Below are 21,262 nucleotides of genomic sequence, written 5' to 3' on the forward strand. Positions count from 1 at the left end.
CGGACTCCACCTCGGTGCGGCGCGGTGGTACTTGGGCAGCTCGGCCGGCGTCCCGGCAGCGGGTAGCTCGGGGCCGGTGTAGCGCCTCGTCCCCGGCCGGCAGCGGCCGCGCGTGCGGATAGAGCACGAGATCGGCGAGAGGAGGGCACCGCTCTCGCGGTCTCAGTCACGGAGTTCTTCCGATGGTGCGCGGAGGAACGAGCAGGTGAACCACGCGAGGCTCGCCGCGAAGATCAGCAAGGTGGCCCGACCGGCTGGGATGTCCTTCTCGCGCGTGAGTTGCCGAGGGTGGCACCCATGATCCCGCGCAGTGGTTCCAGCTCACGCCGGACACGGCCTGCGTCACCGGGACCGGATCCCGCTGCCACGCCGTGGTCAACCCGCCGCCGACCAATGCCTGACGTCGCCTGACGGGATGACCGCCTCCACCCTCGTGGGGACATCGGTTGCGCCGCTTCCCCCCCGAACTGCCCGATGTGCGCGTTCAGATGTGCGAGCCAACCTTCGCACCCCATTCCGGCCGCCTTCCACGGGTGGCGGTTCGAGCTCGCTCTCCCACACGGTGCACGATCGGCGGCGAGTTCCTGTTCGGACGATCGTCCAGGCTGCACCGTCGGACTCTCACGGAACGGATCTGGAGCGTTGTCTCGTCGTTGTCGACGGTGGCGTAACAGATGCGGCCCTGGGTTGTGAAGGAGGCAGGATGACGAACTGCGAACTACCGGCCGGCGCGACTGTTGTGGCGACGAGAGCCTGGACCGGGGGACGCGGGATGAGATCAGTAGACGCACAGCTCTGCGAGGACCTGAGTGGTACCAGCCGCTCAGGTCCTCTTTTTGTTGCCGTATGGCGCGTAATGGCCAGGCGTCTGGCTTGTGTGATGAGCAGGAAGGCACAGAGGCGGAGACAGCGGAACACCGCCCGCTGCACTTGTTGTGGCGACGAGTGCGGGTGCGGGCGGCGTGCGCGGGATGAGGTTAGTAGATGCGCAGTTCTGCGAGGTGGACGGAGTACCAGCCGCCCAGGTCCTCGAGGGAGGTGAAGTCGACTTTGAAGGTGGTGCCGGAGGTGGCGGGCAACGCGAGGGTGTAGGGGCCGCTCGACGGACGCGTCATGTTGGTGGCGGAGGCCAGCGTCTGCCAGGTGGAGCCGTTCTGGACCGACACGGTCATCGCCTTGGGGAACCCGCCGGTGAAGTCGGTGCGCGGCCAGAGTTCCAGCCTCGTTCTGGTGAAACCGGTGAACGTCATCGTCAGGGACTCGGTGTGGTTGGTGGAGCCGCCCGCCGCGATCCATCCGGTCGAACCGGAGATGCTGGAGGTGAAGAGGTCGTGCAGCTTCGACACGCCGTAGTTGGAGGTCTCGATGGAGCTGCTCGCGGACACGGTGACCGGGCGGCCGGTGAACGGGTTGAGCTTCTCGATGGCAGTGTTCTGCCGGTTGAGCGCCAACGTCACGTTGCTCTGACCGTTCGTTTGCGTGCGGCCTTGCGCGAGCTGCTGGTTGTAGTAGCTCGCGTTCCCGGCGATCCCGAATCCGCCGCCACCGTCGAAGTCCAGGTCTGATTTCGCTCTTGCCGAGATGGCGGCGATGTCCTGCTGAGCTGGGGGCAGGCTGCAGCGCGGCGCTTGCCCGCTCTGCGACACGTTGTAGTTCTGAAGACCCATGGCTGTGCTCATGTCGGTGTACGCAGCGTTTTGGTAGCTGCCCGACAGTGTCAGGGAGTTCGCGACGGTGACGTTGCCCGCGGCACCCGCGAGGAACTCGGTGCAGCGCATGTTGGCGGCATCCAAACTGGACGCCACGTCCGCCCGCGCTGCCGGCGAGATGAAGACGGCGAGGGCAAGGGTTGTCGCTGCGGAGAGCATGATGGCGCCTGCTCTGCGTGTCCACCTGCCTTGCGGTCGTTGTGGTGATGTGGTCACGATGGCTCCGAACTGTGGCGAGGACGGGAACATGAGGTCGTGCGCGTTTCAACAACCGCGCACCCGCTTACCGTCTGCCACGCGCCCGGCGTAATCAACGGCCGGGCGGGCATTGCTCGAAAGTGCCGTCCAAAGAGGAACCGACCTGGCTGTTCATCTGTAAGCGCCCGCCGAACTGTGCTGACACGATCCCAGAAGCGGCTCGACCTGATGGTCGTGGTGATCGTGCTCGACGGCGCCCGGTCCCGGTTCACCGCGCCGGCGTCACTGCCGCCGACGGTGCGGGCCCACGCCGACGGTGACCAGCCGGACAACGTCGCGATGGCCGTGTGCTGGTGGCGCGCTGGATGAAGCACCGGCCGAGGCGTTTCGCGTCTTCCACACCGAGACCGGCGAACCGCTGCATGTGCGGTGAAGTTTCGGCCTCCAGTCGTCCTTTGCAGACATGCCGCGTGTCCCCCACATGACCGCGAACCGCACTTGCGACGAGCCAGGTCCTGCTTCTCCTGCCCGTCATCGGTCAAGCGACCCTTTGGTCAGGACGGATGACCCGGCGCAGGAGCACCACCGACCATCGCACCTGCCGGAACCTTCAAGTGCGCTGACAGGTCGATGTCGGACAGACGTTGGCCGAGATGCCGCAGCACCTTCTTCGAACGCGTTCCCCTCCACACCTGGACGTCCACGATGTTCAGCGGGTCGAGAAGTCCCCAGCGAACCGTGGTGCCGTCTGACCGCGATGGTCAGACGGCACCACCCTCGGCCCCCTCGGCCGTCTCCGCCGTCTCGACGAGGAGCCCACCAGCCACCGCGGCACCGAACGTCGTGGTCACCAGCACCAGTGTCTCCGGGTTCATCACTGCCTCCTCGTCGGTTCGTCACCGGGTACACAGGCGAACCGCGCGGCCATTACGCCGTCGAGGCAGAAGAAGTTCGAACGAGTTGAGCGGCTCCCTCACCCCTGCGCCGCACGACGAACCGCAGCGCGGAAGAGCGGTACCAGGTGCAGGTTGAGCGCGGCGGTCAGCTCGGTGTGGACGTCGTGGACGAACGCCCGTGCCCGCACGAACGCCTCCAGGTACAGCTCGGCCCGACCGGCGTCGGCCAGCACGTCCGTCCACCGCTCGACGAGGTCCTCGACGAGCTTGCCGAGCACGTCCGGGTAGCCGGCGAGGCCGTCGAGGCCGAGCTGCGCGACGACGTCGGCCGCACGGCCGGTGGACCAGCACCGCTCGACCTCGTCGGCGTAGTCCTGCAACGCCCAGAGCGCGGCGGGTGTGGTGGCGTCCCGGTCGAGATCCCCCGTCTGCAGCGCCGACCGCCTGTCCGAGAAGGTCAGCAGCACGAGGTCGTGCAGTGCGAGCGGCACCTCGTCGGATTCCTGCAGCCACGACAGGAACACGTTCTGCCACGCGCCCAGGCAGTCCTCGACGTGCACCGGCAACGGCGGCCCGCCGCGAGCGCCCGCGAGGTGGGCGCGCCAGCCGCGTTCGACGTCACCACCGCCCGCCCCCTGCCGGAACGGCAGCACGCCCATCGAGTCCGGGTCCGGTCGCCAGCTCGCGCCGTGCCCGGCCCGCTCGTCCATCTGCCGCACGAAGTCGGCGATCGCCGGGTTGGACGCCGTCACCAGCGCGCGGGTGGTCGCGGGCAGCAGCTGCAGCGCCTGCCACGCGTCGAGGTGCCGCCGTTGCCCGATCAGCCAGGCGATCCGCTCGCGCACGGACCGGTGGTCGTCGTGGGTCTCGCCGTACCGCACCGGCGGCCGCGCGAACGACAACCAGCTGCCCAGCACGTCCTGTTCGCGCAGCACCCGGCAGTTGATCGCCAGCACGTCCGGTTCGGTGACCACGTTGAACAGGCTCAGGCACTCCTTGCGGTGCTCCAGCTCGCGCGGCGAGCACCCGGCCGTGCAGTAGCGGCCCGCGGGCACGTCCACACCGACCCAGTAGATCCGCGCGTCAGCCGCGCTCAGCACGGTGCCCAGCAGCGTCCGCTCGGCGGAGGAAAGGGGTGAGAGCTCGTAGTTGGGCACCCGACGGCACGGGCCACCCGCCGGGCTCGCGATCGTGTCGAGGCCGCGCGTCTCGCCTGCCGAGAGCACCTCGACGGCGCGGGTGAACGTCGCGTACTCCCCCGGCAGCGCCAGGAAGGAGATGGACCGGCCGGACGGCACGAACGTGTCGCGCCACCACATCGACCGCTCACCGTGTCCCAGGACGTAGGCAACCGTGGCGTCCTCCTCCGCTCGGCACCCCACCGTACGAAGTGGACGGACGAAGAGGACTGTCCGCGCGGGCAACGCCGGGGGCAGCGCGGGGGAACGTTGTGCTGCCCGTGGGCTTGACCGCGCCGGCCTGGCCGCTGGGATGGTCGGGAGCAGGCACCGCCGCACCGGTTCCGGGAGGAGCATCACCATGACGGACGCCGTTGACCGCCTCTGTGCGCTCATGGTCGAGCGGCGCGTCCCGCTGGACGCCGCCGTGGAGCTGCTCGCCTTCCTGCAGGACATCGCCGTCGGACTGGAGGCCGAGCGGCCCGGTTCCTCTTGGGAGGCTTACGTTTCCGCGCTGCTGGAGCTCGCCGCCGACCGATCCGTGATCGAGGACGTCGAGCGGTTCGCCGAACACGACGGCATCACCGACGAGGTCGTGCCCGCTCTCGTCACCACCAACCCGTCCGAGTTCGTGGAACGGCTCTTCGCGTTGTTCGTCCGCCACAACTGGGCGCTGTGGGACGGTTCGCCCGAGTCGTGGCTCGGCTACCGGTCCGCCTTCCTGAACGAGGCGATCGACACCGGCTACGGCGCGTTCGCCGAGGGCCTGCTCGCCGAGCTCGACCGCCTCGGCCACGACGACCGCGTCCGGTTGCTCCAGCGGTACGGGGTCACGCCGCCTACACCGCAGCCCCGGCCGCGCCCGGCGATGATGCAGCAACGGCCGGCGGACGAGCGAGGAAGCACCGCCCCGGCCGCCGCGAGTGCCTCGGCCCCTCCAGACCGGCCCCTGCACGAGGTGCTCGCCGACTGGCAGGTCGCCGCGCTGGACGTCCAATACCACTTCGTGGACTTCATCGCCGCGCTGCCGATGCCTGGACTGGAGTTCTTCGTGCACTTCATGCACGGCGTGAGCTCGGAGCACGAGAAGCGCCAGCGCGCCGGTGACGTGCAGAACCGCCTGCACGCCGAGCTCACGAGGTGGGCCAACGACTTCACCACCGCCTTCAACGGCGCTCCCCACCGGATGCGGCCGGTGCTGGCCGACGCCGTCCGCATCACGAACACGTACTTCCCGGACGGCACGGCACCGTGGACGATCCTCCGGCCCTACCTGAACCGCTGAACGGCTTGGGGCGCCTCGACAGCGGCCGGACACGTCGGTGTGCAACGCCACTGGCCAGCAGTGTCACAACCACTGCGCCCGGCGCCGCAACTCCGCCAAGTCACGCCGCACCCCGGCAACCCACCGCGGCAACCCGTCGAAGACCTCGCGCATCACCAGCACGGGCTCCGTGACGGCGGCGCACGCGTCCGCGAGCTCGTCGGCCCGGTCCGCCGCGTCGTCGGGTGCCGTGACCAGCGCGGTTCGCACCGCGCCTGCCAGCACCGGAACCGCGGTCACCGCGTCCAGCGCGGCGGTGAACCGAGGGCTGCCCGCGAGCCGCGCGAACTCCTCCACCTCGGTGAGCGCGGGCAGCGCGGGGAACTCCGCCACCTCGGTGAGGCCGCCGTCGTCCAGCGCGTCCAGCGCCACGGCGCACACTTCGAGCACCTGGGCGACCACGGTCTGCCAGTCGTCGAACACCTGCACGGCGGTGGCGGCCGGATAACGTTCCAGTGCCTCCAAGGCCTTTTCGTGTGCGTCGATGGCGGCGAACAGAGCGTCGGACGCGGCGGGGAGCTCACCACCGGTGTTCACGCGCTCGACCGCGGCCAGCAGCTTGCCCGCGGTCGGCACGAGCGCGAACGACTCGTGCAGCTTCGCCAGGTCGCGGGCCTCGACGCGACCGCTGCGGGCCATTGCCAGACGCAGGTCCGGCACCTCCGCCACGAGGTCCGGCCAGTACTCCTCGTACCGGCGCGCGACTGCGCCGCCGAGCACCAGCCGACCGGCCTGCACGCGCACGGAGAGTGCACTCGGGGACACCGGCCAGTGCGCGATCGCGCGTTCCAGCGACGCCTGCCACACGACTTCGGCCGCGTCCAGTCCGGCCGGGTCGAGCACGAGCAGGTCCGGCCCGCAGGCGCAGTCGAGCATCTGGTCGGACGTGATCTTCCGCAGCACCTCGGTGTTCCGGGTGTGCACGAGCGCGGTCAGCGCATCGTCCGTCATGCCCGCCGGGAAGTGCTCCACCCAGTCCTGGAGCATGTCGACCAGATCGGGCGAGCTCTCCCGCAGCACGCGGATGTCACGTTCCTCCAGCGCGGCGAGCTCCCGTGCGGCGTCGTCGGGCAGCCAGACGCCGTTGGTCCAGTTGCTCAGCCACGTGGTCGCGCCGTCCATCGCGTCGCGGAGCTCGTCGTCACCGCGCAGCACCTGCCGCTCGTGTTCCGCCACGAGCACGGCGTGCCGGGCGAGCGCGAACCGGCCCTCCTCCCACAGCGCCCGGCGGGCGGCCTGGACCGCGTGCCAGTGCTCGATCCTGACGTAGGTCAGCAACATCGCCTTCGTGCCCTGCGGCCACGCCTCCCACAGCGCGAGCTGCTCGGCCTCCGGTAGCACGAGGAACCTCTTGACCTGCTCTTCGAGGTACTCGCCGAGCGTGTCCTGCGAATCCTCACCCGCCATCGCCATCTGCATCTGGTCGGCGTAGACGCCGACCGGAGCCAGGCACGCGAGCACGTGCACCTCGGCCGTGTCGCTCAGCAGGTCGAGCCAGCCACCGCAGCTGTGTTCGCCGGCGGCCGCGCACTCGACGGGGTTCTCGCACAGCGCGAGTCCGTGGGAGTACAACGGGTAGCGGGCGTCACCGACGAACACCACGTCGCGATCGTCGACCAGGGCGCTCATCGCCTGCGCGATCGAGGCGTCCTCCCACGGCTGCAGCACGATGTTCGGGCAGTCGTCCGCCGACTCGCCGAACGACTGCAGCGACGGCCGTTCCGACATCAGCACGCCCAGGATCACCGTGTCCGCGAGCAGGTGACCCTGCGGCGCGTAGAAGTGGACCGTGCATCCCTGCGGCACCAGCACGGCCTCGTCCGGGTAGGCACCGCCGTGCCCGACCAGAAATCGTCTGCCGCCCATCGGATCGCCTTTCCACAGCAGAGCAACGGAATGTCCCACATTACGTTCACCGCTTTCACCAACCGCCCGGAAAATTGCCCGCTGGGGCAGGCAAAAGGGCAGTTGAACGACCTTTCCGCGCATCTCGTGAAGTGCGCCGTAATTCCGTCCGGGTGGCCGGGTCGTTCCTGCGGAAGCCGGAGATGGAGGCGTCATGCGCATTGCAAGGCGACGGTTCACCGCGCTCGTCGCGTGCCTGCTCGCCGTCTGCGCGATGACTGCACCGTTCTCGCGCGTGACGAAGACACGTGGCCAGCCGACCAACGCCCTCTCGGTCACGGCCGCAGTCAGCCCCGGTTCACCCTCGCTCACCGCCGGTGGTGGCTGGGACATCGGCTATGACGTCGTGGTCCGCAACGACGCCGGTTTCGACCAGGACACCAACACGGCGTTCACCCTCTACTTCGGCAGCCTCGTCAACGTCATGTCCACCGCGGTGACCGGGCCGGACGCGAACTCCAGCTGGACGGGCAGCGGCAACGTGTACCTGTCCAACACCATCGTCACCGTCAGCGCCAACAGCCAGATCACCTATCACGTCACCGTGCACGTCCTCGCCGGCTTCATCGCGAACCGGTCGTGCCCGGCCCAGCCGGGTGCCACCAACGGCGGCTTCAACGCGTCCGCGGAACTGACGCTGAACCTCAGCACCGCCTGGGTGTGCGCCGACGTCCCCGCCAACTTCACGAACCAGGTCGACCTCGCGCACGTCGTCGACAACGGCGACGGCACGATCAACGTGCCGTTCCTGATGACGGTCACCAACGACAGCACGCAGCAACTCGTCTACCAGCTCGACTCGTCGCTGGTCACCGGCGCGGGCGTCACGACGACCGCGCCGCTCCCCCCGTCCGGACCCGCGGGCGGCAACGCGGGCTGGAACGGCACGAGCGATCAGGTTGCCGCACAGAGCGTCGAGATACCGGCCGGTCAGCGACACACGTGGACGCTCGGTGCCCGTGTGCAGGTCGCGGCGGGTTCCGGCACACAGGCGATCTGCGGGCAGAACGCGGGTGGTGTCGCCACAGCGGGTTCGCTCACGCTCGGCGGCACCGCGTTCACCGCGGACGCCTGCTACTCGCCGCTGCTGCTCGACGTGACGAAGAAGTTCTCCTCGGGCTATCCGCGACGCAACCCGGACGGCTCGTTCCAGGTCGAGTACGACGTCGAGATCCAGAACTCCGGCGGCGCCGGCGTCTACGACCTCACCGACGCCTTCAAGTTCCCCGGCGGCTTCACCGTGTCCAGCCCCTCGGCGACCGGGCCGGTGCCGGCGTCGCCGAGCTGGAACGGCACCACCGACGTCGTGGTCGCCAAGGCTGTCGGAATCGCGCAGGGCGCGAGCCACACCTGGCATGTCGTCGCGACCGGCAGCGGCGCCACCGTGTCCGGCAGAACCGGGCTCGCCTGCGATCCCGCCGGTGTGCAGCCGGGCGGGCTGCTCAACTCCGCGACCGTCACCGCCATCGGTACGAGCCGCGAAGTGCACGCCTGCGCCTCACTGCCCGACATCGCCGTGACGAAGACGGTGTCGGCCGGCTCACCGAAGCCGAACGGCGACGGCAGCTACACGATCGACTACGACATCACGGTCACCAACTCCGGTCAGGTGGACGGCGGCTACGACCTGACCGACGCACTCGGGTTCGGCGCGGGCATCACCGTCTCGGGGCTGACCGCGACCGGGCCGGTCACGCCTAACGCGTCGTGGAACGGCACCACCGACACGAGCCTCGGCAGCGGTGTGGTGATCGCCGCGGGCGGCACGCAGACCTGGCACATCACCGGTGACGTCGCCGCGCCACCGGGCACGGAACCGACGTCGCTCGTCTGCAACCCCGACGGCACCACGGCGGGAGGTCTGCTCAACACGGCGAGCGCGCACTGGCTGGGTCTGGAGACCTCAGCACACGCGTGCGGGAGCCTGCCGATCGTCAAGATCACCAAAACCGTCACGGACGGCTACCCCAAGGCCAACGGCGACGGCACCTACACGATCGCCTACGACGTCACCGTCGACAACAGCGGCGCCGCCACCACCTACGACCTCACCGACCAGCTCAAGTTCGGCCAGGGCATCGACGGAACCGCCCGCGCCACCCTCAGCGGCCCCGTTCCCACCAACCCCGACTGGGACGGCACGACCACCACCTCCGTCGCCACCGGTGTCGCGATCGGCCCCGGCGACCACCACGTCTGGCACGGCACCGGCACGGTCAAGCTCCTCCCCGGCACGGAGGCGAGCGCGATGGTGTGCGCGCCGGACGGCACGACCCCGGGCGGCCTGCTCAACGAGGCGATCGTGACCGCCAACGGCGCCACCGCGACCGCGTCCGCGTGTGCGAACCTGCCGTTCGTGGAGGTCACCAAGTCGGTGAGCGCCGAATCGCCGGTGATCAACGACGACGGCACCTACACCGTGACCTACGAGATCGACGTGCGGAACACCGGTGGCGCGGCGACCACCTACGACCTCAGCGACGACCTGCGGTTCGGCACCGGCATCACGCCGTCGGTCACGAACGTCACCGCACCGGCCGGCGTCACCGCGAACCCGGCGTGGAACGGCACCACCACGACGTCGCTGGCGAACGGCGTGCCGATCGAGGGCGGCGGCGGGCAGACGCACAGGTGGGTGCTGACGATCACGGCGGCCGTGCCCGCCGGCACCGGCACCGGGCCGCTGACCTGCAGCTCGGACGGCAGCACGGCAGGCGGACTGCTCAACCACGCGACCGCGACGACGAACGCCATCCCCTCACAGGCGCACGCCTGCACCGGCCTGCCGTCGCTGACGATCACCCACGTCGTCGGCACGGGCACGCCCAAGCCCAACGGTGACGGCACCTACACCATCGACTACGACGTCGTGGTGACCAACACCGGCGGGGGGCGCGGGCAGTACTCGCTCACCGAGGGCTTCGACTTCGGCGCCGGCCTCACCTCCACCGCGGCCGAGGTCACCGGTCCGGCCACGCCGAGCGCGTCGTGGAACGGCACCACCGACACGACGCTCATCAGCGACCTCGCGATCGCACCGGGAGGAACGCACACCTGGCACATCACCGCGAAGGTCACGCCCGCACCGGACGTCACCCCGGCCGCACTGGTCTGCGCGCCGGACGGGACGACGGCCGGTGGCCTGCTCGCCATCGCGGACCTGCTCGTCGGCAAGACCGAGACCACAGCGCACGCCTGCGCGGGCCTGCCGCTGATCACCATCACGAAGACGCTGAACCCGGCGCAGCCCGTGGAGAACGGCGACGGCAGCTACACCGTCGGCTACGACGTGGTGATCACCAACGCGGGCTCCGAGGCGGGGGCGTACGACCTGGCCGACGAGTTCGGGTTCGGGTTCGGCATCACCGCCACCGACCCGAAAGTCACCCCGCCGACCGGCGTCACGGCGAACCCGTCGTGGAACGGCACGACGACCACCGGGCTCGCCACCGGTGTCGCGCTCGCGGCGGATGGGAGTCACACCTGGCACATCACCGCGCGGGCCGTGGTCGGGCCCGGTCTCACGCACGCCACGATGACGTGCGGTGCGAACGGCAGCACCACCGATGGTCTGCTGAACACCGCGACCGCCACGGCGAACGGCGTGCCGGTCTCCGCGCACGCATGCGCCGACCTCGCCGACGTGGTGATCACGAAGGCGCTCGCGGACGGCTACCCGCGCTTCGACGACTCCGGCCACCTCGTCGTGCGGTACGTGCTCACCGTGGCGAACTCCGGCGGTGTGGCGGCGAAGTACGACCTCACCGACGCGTTCGAGTTCGGTGCGGGTGTCACCGCGGGTTCGCCGGTCGTGACACCGCCCGCGGGCGCCACCGCGAACCAGGGGTGGAACGGTGGCACCGACACCGCGCTGGCCACCGGGCAGACGATCGAGCCGGCCACGACGCTGGTCTGGTCGGTCCAGGTGCCGGTGACCGTGGCGGAGTCGGCGACCGCCGCGGCGTTGCGGTGCCCGGCGGACCGGGCCACGCAGCCCGGCGGTCTCGGCAACACCGCCGGGCTCGTCGTGGACGGCGTCACCACCAAGGCGACGGCGTGCGCGGGCGTGCCGAGGCTGACGCTCACCAAGAGGGCCGACAAGACGATCGCGGCCCAGGACGTGCCGCTCACCTACACGGTGACCGTCACGAACTCCGGCGGCACCGACTACCCGGCCTCGGCGCCCGCGTCGATCACCGACGACCTGAGCGACGTGCTCGACCAGGCGACCTACCCCGGCAACGCCACCGCGAGCACCGGCTCGGTCACCGTCGACGCCGCGAGCCGCAAGCTCACCTGGAGCGGAGCGCTCGCCGTCGGCGCCACCGCGACGATCACCTACGGCGTCACCGTCAACCCCACGTTCAGCGGCGACCACGACCTGCGCAACTCGGTGACCGGGCCCGCGGGCAGCATCTGCCCGGCGACCTGCACGGTCACCGTGCCGATCACCCGGCTGGAGGTGAGCAAGCTCGCCGACGCCGACACCGTCGCACCCGGCGGCAAGGTCACCTACACCGTGCTGGTGCAGAACTCGGGCAGCGCCGCCTACACCGCGGACCGGCCGGCCACGCTGACCGACGACCTCACCGGCGTGCTCGACGACGCCACCTACAACGGCGACGCCAAGGCCGACTCCGGGCCCGCGCCCGCGGTCAGCGACGGGAAGCTCACCTGGAGCGGCCCGCTCGCGGTGGGGGCCACGGTCACCATCACCTACAGCGTCACCGCGAAGCAGCCGACGACCGGCGACGGCGGGCTGACCAACACCGTCACCGCACCGGACGGCAACTGCGCCAAGGGATGCGCCGTCACGACCAAGGTCAGTGCCGGAGCCGCACCCACGACTACGACCACGACGACGGCGCCCGGCACCTCCGGCAACGGGAAGCTGCCGGTCACCGGCACGGCCCTGCTGGGCATCGCGCTCACCGCGGGCGTACTGCTGCTGGTCGGTCTGGTGCTGCTCACCGTCGTGCGCCGCAGGCGCTCCTGATCGAGAGGAACCCCCATGCTTTCGCTGTGCACGATCTGCCAGGAGAACATCAGGTCCGGCGAGGAGACGGTCCTGCGCCCGTGCGGGCACGAGTTCTGCACCGGCTGCCTGAGCGAGCACGTGCACCGGCTCGATCCCGTCATCGCGCTGACGTGCCCCAACTGCCGCGGCGTTCCCGCCGGCGCGGTTGTCCGGGAGGTGACCGTTCCGCTGGCGCACACCGACTTCCTCGGCGACCGCGAAGATCCGGTGGCGTTGACACTCATGACCGACGCGCGCATCTACAACTGCGCTGTCATCCCGGAGCTGGACGCACCGGCCGACTGGGCGCAGGCTGCCAAGAACCTGCTGGACACCGTGCACGCGAGAGCTGTCGCGGTCAGCCGGGAAGCCGAACTGCTGATCTCGGCGCTCGGCCTGTTGCGCGAGTCGGCCACCGACTTCGACGGCGCGCGCACCTGGTGGTCCTCGCTTGGCATGCAACTGCGGCGCAGGCGCGACATCGCGGTGCTCACCGACGCGCTCAGCCCGACCGCCCGCGCACTGCACGACGAGTACCTGGAGCGGTTCGTGAAGATCGGTGCCCAGCTGAGCACGCTGCCAGCCGACATCTCCGACCCCGGACTCGCTGCGGACCTCGGCAAGCTCGCCGAGCACGGGGAGGTGCTCACCGCGACGTGGTCGCGGATCACCGCCGCCGGACCTGACACGAGAAACCTCTCCGACCTGGCCGACACGATGACGGGGCGGTTCGGGCGGGCGTCCGTGCTGTTGCCGGGCATCACCGACGTGGTGAACAGGACGATCGGCTTCTACCAGGACGCCGTGCGGGACCACGAGACGTTCCTCGGGCAGTTCGCGGCTGAGTGACGCCAGGCCCGCGGGCGCCGGTCACGCGCCGGCTCGGCCGGTCACGCTCACACCCAGCTGCGCGAGCAGCTCCGCGTTGTGCCTGACGTGCCTGGCCAGCTCGTCGCTGCTCGTGGCCTGCTTCACCGCGTTGTCGACGAGCTGCACGAACTTGCCGTGCGCCTCGAGGCCGCGGGCGGCGGTCGCTCGGACGTCCTGCGCGACTTCCTCGTCGAACGCTTGTCCCCCGCCCCCTTGGCTGTCGCGGTACAGCACGTCCTTGACGAGACTCAGCACAACCGCGACGTGAGCCAGGAACTGCCCGAAGGAAGCCTTGACCTCGTTCCCGTACAGCGGAACCTCGTCGAGCTGTGGCATCAACATCTTCAGTTCGGCCAGGTCCTGCTGCGCTTCGGCCAGGCCGATGTCGTAGAGAGGTCCCCGGTCCCGCTTGCGCAGGAACGTCACCAGGTCCTCGCGGCAGTGGTCGGTCCGCGTCAGGAACTCCCGTGAGCGCTTCTTCGCATCGGTGACGGCGGTTGTGGACGTCTCGCACATCTCCTCCGCCGCGGTGATGGCGTCGGACTGCGCCTTCAGGCAGTACTCGACCTGAACGCGCCAGTTCCGCAGCTGTTGCCGATAGGCGTCCAGGTTTCCTGGTTCGAACGCGGCGCAGGCGACCTCTGCCGGCGGGTTCGGGTCGACCGGCAGCTCGTCGTTCTCCATCTGCTCGGAGAGGCCGTAGTAGGCCGAATACCACCGTTGCAAGGCCTCACGCAGTTCGCCGATCGACCTTCTGACGTTCGCGAACCCCTTCTCGAGCCGACGGTAGTCGGTCTTCCAGGCTTCCACGGCCCATGCGGCCACCTCGTCGGGAGCGTCGTGCTCGAGCCGGAACCGGTACTCCCGCACGAACGTGCTCACGAAGTTGTCGATCAGGTCGAGCCCGACGGCGACGTCGTCGCCCACGACGACGAACTCCGCCATGTCGAACAGGAGGTTCTTCGCCGCTGTCACCGCGTCGTGCAGCTCGGCGGCGAAAGAGGAGGGCACATCGGTCCTCGCGGTCACGGCAGCGTCGATCTGGGTGCACGCCTGGTGCACGTCGCTCACCGCCGAGCGGAGCGTGTCCGGCATCCTCTGCAGGCGGACGAGCACGACCGTGGTGTCCGAGACGCAACGACGGAGCCGGGCCCACTCCGGTGCCAGGACGTTGTCGTAGTAGTCGAGGTAGCGCAGGTGCGCCTCGCGCATCTGGTCGTGGTATTCCAGCACCCCGCGAAGCCGGGGGTCGTAGAAGGCACCGTTCGTCAGGTAGCCGCTGAGCGCGGTTCCGATCGGCTTGAGGCCGTCCGTGTCGACCACATCACGCTGTGACGGGAACATCCGTGCCTCCTGGTGCGCGTCCAATACCTCAACGAAAGCACCCGCCGGGGCCTCGCTTCCTGCGCGTTCGCGCACTTGTGGGTGCACAGACCCGGTACGAAGCCCCGGATGCGTGGGCCGGCCGCCCCGGCAGTCGCATCCGGGACCGCGATCACATGAACGGCTGAGGGTCCGGCTGGAACAGCGAGCCCTCCGGGGCAGGTGCTGCTGACGGCGGGAAGTCCGGCGATCGCGCACTGCACTACCGGGCAGCAGCGGTGCCCGTGTGGACAGCGCTTTCCGACCGGTGTCCGGAGATGCTCGTGTCCTCAGGCCGAGGGAGGTCTCCGATGCCCGCCACCGAACGTTCCGGAACGGCGCTGTGGGTCTGCACCGCCGTCGTCTTCCTCGGCCTTGTGCTGACGGCGTTCGTGCGTGACGTGCGGCTGGTGCTGATCGTGGCTCAGGTGGGGTTCGCGCTCTGGCACGGCGGGCGGCGCTACGGCTGGCGCGCGGTCGCGGTGTTCCTCGTGGCAGGCCTGGTGATCAGCAACGTCATGGAGAACCTGTCGATCGAGACCGGCTTCCCGTTCGGTCACTACCACTACACCGGCGCGGGCAAGATCTTCGAGGTGCCTTGGTTCGTCGGTCCCGCCTACCTGGCGACCGGTTACCTCGCGTGGGTCGTGGCCACGGTGCTGCTCGGCGACGTCCGCCGCGACTCACCCGCCGTGCTCACCGTCGGCACACCGGTGGTCGCCGCGTTCGCGATGACGGCCTGGGACCTCGCGATGGATCCGATCGCCGCGACCGTCGACCGCGCCTGGGTGTGGGAGCACGGCGGCGGGTTCTTCGGCGTGCCACTGGTCAACTTCTTGGGCTGGACCCTCACCGTCTACCTGTTCATGCAGGTTCTCGCCGTCTGGCTGCGCATGCGCGGCCCGGAACCTTCCGCAGAGGGACCGACGCCGGCGAGCGATGTGCAGGCGGTGCTGCTGTACGCGGCGACGACGATCTCCTACGTCGCCAAGTACTTCACCGGCGAACGCGGGAACGTCGTCGACGCCACGGGCAAGACGTGGCACACGGGCGACATCTACGAGACTTCGGCACTGCTCGCGATCTACGGGATGGTGTTCATCGCCCTGCTCGCACTGCTGCTCACCGCCCGTCGTGGCGTCGACCGACGTGGCCGGCAATAGAAGCGCGGCCACGCAGAGGTTCTCGCGTTCGCCCAGGTAAATGCCTGATCGCCGGCGTCGCACGAAGGTCCGGTCGGCGGTGTCGGCCGTCGCGGGAAACGTCGACAACCACTGTGTGGAACAGCTGTTCTCGCCTTCCCTTCCGGCGGAGAACAGGTGGTGCACAGCGAAATCCGGCAGCGCCCGTCGACACTGCCGGATCATTCCCGAACGCCACCCCCTGCCGGTGCCGTCCGGGACCGCTGGTCATCTGCTCCGAATTCGCCCTCTCCCATCCGGCGATGACGGATGAATTTCTACGCGACTTCTCGGCGGTCGGACAATCAGGAGAACTCCTGATCATCAGACCAGCCGCCGCATCCGGCGGAACCGGTCGCCGCCGAGCCGATGCGCGCGCTCGCCGGCCACCTCGAACCCGAGCCTTTCGTAGAGCAGTTGCGCGCGTGGGTTCGCGGTCGACACGTCCAGCTCGACGACGCCTGATCCGCTTGCTCGTGCCAGCGCGACGACGTGCTCGACGAGCGCCGTCCCGATCCCCTGTCCCCGCACGCTCTCAGCGGTGCAGAGGTTGGCGAGCAACAACCCGTCCCGCGCTGGCGGGGAGAACGCCGCACCCACCGCGAGCGACCGCCGGAGCACCCGTGCGGCCGCCGCGCCGTAGTGCCGCACGACGGTGAGGGCAGTGGCGGCGCTGAGCGTCCCGGCTCGCCCGCCGCGGTAGACGGTGCAACTCGCCGCCACCGCGCCACCGACGTCGACGACGAGCTGCTGACGGAAGCCGTAGATCCCGCGGCCGTACCGGAAGTCGCGGGCGAGGAAGGCGAGGACGTCCGCGCCGAACACCTCGTCGAGCAGATCCGGGGCGGAACCGTGCTGGAGTTCGGCGACTCCGGTGTCGGTGCGGCGGGCGGGGCGGATGGTCATGCGGCCTCTTCGAGTGCTTCGCCTTGCGCGGGAACTGAGATGGCTGCCTGGACGCGTGAGTGCCTCGACCCGTCCGCGAACCAAGCCGCACCACCGTGACAGGAACGCGCCGGGCACCTCGCCGCGTGGCCGCCGATGTGACCGCCCGGTTGCCCGATCGGGCACGCGGCGGCCCGGCCGCGAGGCGTCGGATTGGGAACGATCACATCGGCCCGAGAGGAGTACGCCGCATGCCGTCAGCCCGTACGCAGGACCAGCTGACCCTTGGCACCCACCAGGTCAGAGCCGCGGTGACGGCGATGCACGACGCGTTGCTCGCCGGTCTGGGCGAGGCCGAGCTGGGCACGTTCGACATCGGCCACACCGCAGCCCGCGACGCGCTGGGCAGCCTGGGCGAGACGATCGCGCGACAGAGCGGCGAGCCGGAGCTCACGCACGACGAGGCGTACCTGTTCGCGGCGTTCGGCGAGGAGGTGCTGCGCATCGCCCGGCTGCTGGAGACGCTGCACCGGCACGGCGCGGCCATCGCGGAGGCCGAGCGGGCGCGGCAGTCGGTGCTCGCGCACCTGTGCAAGACCGACGAGGACCTCGCCGACCTGATGCTGGTGGCGGCACGGTTGCGCGAGCTGGTGGCGGCCAGGGGCGGCGAGGTCTGAACCGGGCCGCGGTGCCACGGCCTCGGTGCGTGGACGGGCAGCATCACGGCCTGCGCGGGCGGACAGGCAGCGCCGATGCGTGGCGGTAGGCCGACAGGCGGCATCACCGCCCACACAGACAGACAAGCAACGCCGATACGTGGCTGTGGGCGGCACCGCGCTGGGCAGGCAAACGGCGGACGTCGAACGGCACCGCTACCCGCACTGGCCGAGCACGCGGGCACTTCCGCCGGGTGGCGGCTCGCCGGCCACCACCCACATCCAGTCCGCGGGCGTCCCCGCATCACACACCCATCACCTGCAACCGCCCCGCCAACGTCACGGCGTCCCGCTGCGCCGCCGCCATCAGGTGCGGCACGTCCGCGAGCTCTGCGAGCACCGTCGCCACCGCCCCCGGGACCTCTTCGTGCCACAGCTGCGACACCTCCTCGAAGCGGGCGGTGTCGCGGTCGGCCCACGCGGACCACAGCTCGGTGGTGAGGGTGTCGACGTGCTCGGCGAGTGCGGCGGTGCCGTCTGTGAGCAGGAACGCGGTGAGCACCGACATCGTCACCTGCGGCAGCACCTCGCCGTCGCGTGGTGCGATGGCGAAGTCAACGACGTGCCGCCACCACGTCGTGATGTCCTCGTACGCCGCGTGCGACCACTGGCTGAGTTCCCCGGCCAGTTTCGTCCGCGCACCGATCGCGTCGTCGACCACGAGGACGTGCCTGGCGGGTGAGTCGCCGTGCGCTAGTGCGTGGTTGAGGCGGTCCAGTGCTTCGAGCAGGCCGGAGTTCACGCCTCGCAGCAGGTGCTGGTGGTGCAGGGTGGTCAGGTCGGCGTGCTGGATCTCTGCGACGCCTGCGCTCACGACGGCGGCGAGGCGGCGCAGGTACGCCGCCGCCGGTTCGTCCACCGCGCCGACCACGGTGCGGCCGGTGACCAGGTCGAACACCGTCAGGTCGGCGGTGGCGGCGGTGGCGCGGCGGACGTGGCGGCGCAAGGCGGGGCCGGTGCCGACCTCGAAGCCGTTGCCGTCGTGCAGTGCGAGGATCCTGCGGGGTTCGAGCGCGACGATCTCGCCGAGGACGGCGCCTTTGAGCACACTGCCGTCGCCCGCGATGCGCAGGATGCCGACGTTGTGCTCGTGGACGAGCTCGGCCAGGCGCTGCGGCGTCATGCCGTCGGGGAAGTCGGTGATCCAGCGGGCCAGCCGCGCGGCCATCTCGGGTTCGGTGTGGGTCAGGCCGAGGCGGTCGGCCGCGTCCAGGTCCGCCCACGCCGCCGCGGCCTTCTCGGCGCGTGCGCTGCCCGCGTGGTCCCACAGGTCGAGCCACCGGTTGGCGCGTGCCTCGGCGTGCCGCACGCTCGGGTCGGTGCGGCAGATCTTCGCCTCAACCCGGCTCACCGCCAGCAGGTAGGCGCGGAGGCTGAACATGCCTGCCTCCGCCAGCACGGTGCGCGCGCCGCGGATCGCCGTCCACTCCTCGACGACCCGTTGTGTGCGCATCAACGCCTTGGTGTCGTTCGACCACGAGTCGAACGTCCGCTCCTTGTCCGCGTAGGACAGCTTGGCGAACCTGGCGGCGGTTTCCTCGAGCTCGGTGACGAGCGGCCCTGTCGCGTGACGACCACCCGGCCGCAGCGCGTCGGGCACGAGTTTGCGCCATCCCCGGTGCCGGCGGGCCTCCTCCTCGCCGGTGTGCCTGGTCCGCGCCGACGCCTCGTCCTCGTCGTCCAGCAGGCAGGTCACGAAGTGCAGGTCCGATGCCCGGCCGGCGAGCACGTCGAGCCAGCCGCCGCACGTGTGTGCCCGCGCGGCACGGCAGGCCGAGGGCGCTTCGCACAGCGCGAGGCCGTCCGGCGGCAGCGGCACCTCGGGGTCGCCCGCGAAGATCGCGGTGCCCGAGGCCACCACGCTCTCGAACACCAGGCGCTCGACGTCCGCCATCGCGTTGATCGCCACGTTGCGGCACCGCACGCTGTGCCGCGCGGTCCCGGCCGACCACACCGGACCGGTCCCGCCCGCCGTGCTCAAGGCAGCCAGGCCCAGCCCGAGCGGCAGGGCGGTGTGCTTGTGCGCGTAAAAGTGGACGCGCTGCCCGGCGGGCACGTACACCTCGCTGCCGAGCAGGCGTCCGTGCCCCACGATGAACAGGTCCGCCACCTGTGCTCCCTTCCGCGCTACCTCCACGAGAGCACCGGCGCGGGCCGCGTGACCAGCACCTTCGTGCACCTGCGGGTGCACGAAGCGCACCCCCAGGAGTCCGGGGGTGCGCTTTGGTGCGAGCCGGGGCGCGGTCGCGCCCCGGCTCATCGGGCCGCTGCCGTCACTCCCGCCTGCGGCGGCGAGCCGCCGACAGGACGAGGCCGGCTGCTCCGAGGAGTGCGAGAAGCACACCCGCCAGAGCGATGCCGGGCAGCGGCAGCGGAGGTCCGGTCAGCGCGAGCTGTCCGGGCTTGGCCGTCCCGTTCGGCGTGAACGGCAGCGGCGGCGCCTGACCCAGGTAGTGCGACAGGTCGTCGGCCGTCACCTTCTTCGCGCCGTCGATCGGCGTGCCGTCGGCCTTCGACGGTGCGCCCTCGACCGTGCCCTTGTTCTCGTACTGCCCGAGCACCGCGGTGCCGTTCTTCGTGCACGTCATCGACTCACCGGGCTGGAGGTCGTTCTTCGGGCACGAGATCGCGCCCTCGATCGAGTCCGTCACCGCGACCGACGTGAGCCGCGTGTTGCCGGTGTTCGTGACCTCGTAGGTCCACGTGACCTTCGAGCCCTGGGTGACCTGCGGACCGGGCGCTGCGTTCGCGTCGTCGCCGTTGGTCTTCTTGACGATCTTGATCCCAGGTGCTGTGCCGAAGTAGTGCGCCGGGTTGTCGGCGGTGACCTCGGGTGCGCCGGGAATCGGCTGGTCACCGTTGTCGACGGGCTTGCCCGTCACCTTGCCGACGTTCTCGTACTGACCCGCCTTGGCCACACCGGTCAGGGTGCAGGTCATCGACTCACCGGGCGCCAGCGTGGCGGCAGGGCAGGTGACCGCGCCTTCCGGCGTGTCCACCACCGTGACGTCCACCAGCTTGGTGTTGCCGGTGTTGGTCACCTCGTAGGTCCAGGTGACCTCCGACTTCTCCGGCACGTACGGTCCGGGCGCGGTGTCCGCGTCGTCGCCGTTCACCTTCTTGACGATCTTGATCGTCGGGTGTGCGCCGAAGTAGTGCGACGGGTCGTGCGCCTCGACGGGGCCGGAGCCGGGGATGGTGCTGCCACTCCCGTCGATCGGCGTGCCGGTCACCTTGCCGTCGTTCGCGTACTGGCCCTCGACCGCCTTGCCGGTCTTGAGGCACTCGAACGACGCACCGGGTGCGAGCGTCTGCGGCGCGTTCGGGCAGCTGATGTCGCCTTCCTTGTCGTCGGTGATCTTGATGTTGTTCAGGTCGGTGTTGCCCGTGTTGGTCACCACGTACTTCCAGGTGACCTCACCGTCCTTGAGCACGTACGGCCCCGGTGCCTCGTTGGCGTCCTGATCGTTGGTGTACTTCACGATCTTGATCGCCGGGGAGGCGCCGTAGTAGTGCGCCGGGTCGGTGTCCGTCACGGGGCCGACGCCCGGCAGCGGCGTTTCCGCGTCGTCAGCCGGAGTGCCCGTGGCGGTACCGACGTTGACGTACTGGCCGGAAATCGCAACACCGGTAGCGGTGCATTCGAGCGACTCACCGGGAGCCAGGGTCGTGTCCTGCGGGCAGGACACCGTGACAGCCGGGTCGTCGTCGGTCACCTGGATGCCGACCAACGTGGTGTTGCCGGTGTTCTTGACGACGTACGTCCACGTGACCGTCGCACCCGTGGGAACGAACGGACCCTTGGGCGTGTCGGCGTCGTCACGGGTGGCCGCGCCGCCGGTGACGTACTTCTCGACGTCGATCGCCGGCTTGGCCGCCGTGACACCGAGGTCCCACGTCCGGTCGACCTGGATCTGGCCGAGCGTGAACACCGCGGTCTGGCCGTACGCGGGGCTCGCCAGGGCGGGTTCGCCGTCCGAGTCGAGCGCGTTGTCGCCACCCTGGTCCTTCGGGGAGACGA

13 protein-coding genes are annotated in these 21,262 nt (G+C 70.0%); 6 read left to right on the forward strand and 7 right to left on the reverse strand.

Annotated features, from left to right (window positions below; genetic code table 11):
• Window positions 1-977: 977 nt before the first annotated feature.
• Window positions 978-1,868: a hypothetical protein gene (locus UK23_RS31120; protein WP_045315260.1), complete on the reverse strand. Its 891-nt coding sequence runs from the start codon at window positions 1,866-1,868 to the stop codon at window positions 978-980.
• Window positions 1,869-2,102: 234 nt separating this feature from the next.
• Here UK23_RS31120 and UK23_RS52025 point away from each other — a divergent pair, with 234 nt between their 5' ends.
• Window positions 2,103-2,276, forward strand: coding sequence for a hypothetical protein (locus UK23_RS52025; RefSeq protein ID WP_156213503.1), 174 nt, complete (start codon window positions 2,103-2,105; stop codon window positions 2,274-2,276).
• Between the two features lie 604 nt (window positions 2,277-2,880).
• On the opposite strand, the gene UK23_RS31125 is transcribed toward UK23_RS52025, so the two are convergent.
• Window positions 2,881-4,185 carry a hypothetical protein gene (locus UK23_RS31125; protein ID WP_156213504.1) on the reverse strand — a complete coding sequence of 435 codons (1,305 nt, stop codon included), beginning with the start codon at window positions 4,183-4,185 and terminating at the stop codon, window positions 2,881-2,883.
• A gap of 157 nt (window positions 4,186-4,342) precedes the next feature.
• Here UK23_RS31125 and UK23_RS31130 point away from each other — a divergent pair, with 157 nt between their 5' ends.
• Entirely contained in the window at window positions 4,343-5,266 is a 924-nt protein-coding gene (locus tag UK23_RS31130) for a hypothetical protein (protein ID WP_045315262.1), read from the forward strand.
• Between the two features lie 63 nt (window positions 5,267-5,329).
• On the opposite strand, the gene UK23_RS31135 is transcribed toward UK23_RS31130, so the two are convergent.
• Window positions 5,330-7,171: a putative adhesin gene (locus UK23_RS31135; protein ID WP_045315263.1), complete on the reverse strand. Its 1,842-nt coding sequence runs from the start codon at window positions 7,169-7,171 to the stop codon at window positions 5,330-5,332.
• Between the two features lie 193 nt (window positions 7,172-7,364).
• Between UK23_RS31135 and UK23_RS31140 the strand changes: the two genes are divergently transcribed.
• Window positions 7,365-12,206, forward strand: coding sequence for a beta strand repeat-containing protein (locus UK23_RS31140; RefSeq protein WP_045315264.1), 4,842 nt, complete (start codon window positions 7,365-7,367; stop codon window positions 12,204-12,206).
• A 15-nt stretch (window positions 12,207-12,221) separates the two neighbouring features.
• Window positions 12,222-13,076, forward strand: coding sequence for an RING finger protein (locus tag UK23_RS31145; RefSeq protein ID WP_045315265.1), 855 nt, complete (start codon window positions 12,222-12,224; stop codon window positions 13,074-13,076).
• Between the two features lie 21 nt (window positions 13,077-13,097).
• On the opposite strand, the gene UK23_RS31150 is transcribed toward UK23_RS31145, so the two are convergent.
• On the reverse strand, window positions 13,098-14,441 hold the full coding sequence (locus tag UK23_RS31150) for a hypothetical protein (protein ID WP_156213505.1): 1,344 nt from the start codon (window positions 14,439-14,441) through the stop codon (window positions 13,098-13,100).
• Between the two features lie 329 nt (window positions 14,442-14,770).
• Here UK23_RS31150 and UK23_RS31155 point away from each other — a divergent pair, with 329 nt between their 5' ends.
• Window positions 14,771-15,622, forward strand: coding sequence for a carotenoid biosynthesis protein (locus UK23_RS31155; RefSeq protein WP_045315267.1), 852 nt, complete (start codon window positions 14,771-14,773; stop codon window positions 15,620-15,622).
• 342 nt (window positions 15,623-15,964) lie between these two features.
• Here the strand turns inward: UK23_RS31155 and UK23_RS31160 are convergent, their stop codons facing one another.
• Window positions 15,965-16,546, reverse strand: a complete 582-nt coding sequence (locus tag UK23_RS31160) for a GNAT family N-acetyltransferase (protein WP_052685221.1) — start codon at window positions 16,544-16,546, stop codon at window positions 15,965-15,967.
• Between the two features lie 230 nt (window positions 16,547-16,776).
• Between UK23_RS31160 and UK23_RS31165 the strand changes: the two genes are divergently transcribed.
• A complete protein-coding gene (locus tag UK23_RS31165) occupies window positions 16,777-17,202 on the forward strand; it encodes a hypothetical protein (protein ID WP_045315268.1) in 426 nt (141 codons plus the stop codon).
• 283 nt (window positions 17,203-17,485) lie between these two features.
• Here UK23_RS31165 and UK23_RS31170 read toward each other — a convergent pair whose 3' ends face one another.
• Both UK23_RS31170 and UK23_RS31175 read right to left on the reverse strand, forming a co-directional pair.
• Window positions 17,486-19,351, reverse strand: a complete 1,866-nt coding sequence (locus UK23_RS31170; protein ID WP_156213506.1) for a hypothetical protein — start codon at window positions 19,349-19,351, stop codon at window positions 17,486-17,488.
• A 163-nt stretch (window positions 19,352-19,514) separates the two neighbouring features.
• Window positions 19,515-21,262, reverse strand: a 1,748-nt coding sequence (locus UK23_RS31175; RefSeq protein WP_045315270.1) for a DUF7507 domain-containing protein, incomplete at its 5' end; no start/stop codon positions are given.

This window comes from Lentzea aerocolonigenes (assembly GCF_000955955.1).
In the GTDB taxonomy this organism is placed as follows: Bacteria; Actinomycetota; Actinomycetes; order Mycobacteriales; family Pseudonocardiaceae; genus Lentzea; species Lentzea aerocolonigenes_A.

Excerpts from the sequence above, each read along its gene's own strand:
- UK23_RS31120 (WP_045315260.1), bottom strand. The coding sequence starts at position 1,868 with ATGCTCTCCGCAGCGACAACCCTTGCCCTCGCCGTCTTCATCTCGCCG.
- UK23_RS31130 (WP_045315262.1), top strand. The coding sequence starts at position 4,343 with ATGACGGACGCCGTTGACCGCCTCTGTGCGCTCATGGTCGAGCGGCGC.
- UK23_RS31135 (WP_045315263.1), bottom strand. The coding sequence starts at position 7,171 with ATGGGCGGCAGACGATTTCTGGTCGGGCACGGCGGTGCCTACCCGGAC.
- UK23_RS31140 (WP_045315264.1), top strand. The coding sequence starts at position 7,365 with ATGCGCATTGCAAGGCGACGGTTCACCGCGCTCGTCGCGTGCCTGCTC.
- UK23_RS31145 (WP_045315265.1), top strand. The coding sequence starts at position 12,222 with ATGCTTTCGCTGTGCACGATCTGCCAGGAGAACATCAGGTCCGGCGAG.
- UK23_RS31150 (WP_156213505.1), bottom strand. The coding sequence starts at position 14,441 with ATGTTCCCGTCACAGCGTGATGTGGTCGACACGGACGGCCTCAAGCCG.
- UK23_RS31155 (WP_045315267.1), top strand. The coding sequence starts at position 14,771 with ATGCCCGCCACCGAACGTTCCGGAACGGCGCTGTGGGTCTGCACCGCC.
- UK23_RS31160 (WP_052685221.1), bottom strand. The coding sequence starts at position 16,546 with ATGACCATCCGCCCCGCCCGCCGCACCGACACCGGAGTCGCCGAACTC.
- UK23_RS31165 (WP_045315268.1), top strand. The coding sequence starts at position 16,777 with ATGCCGTCAGCCCGTACGCAGGACCAGCTGACCCTTGGCACCCACCAG.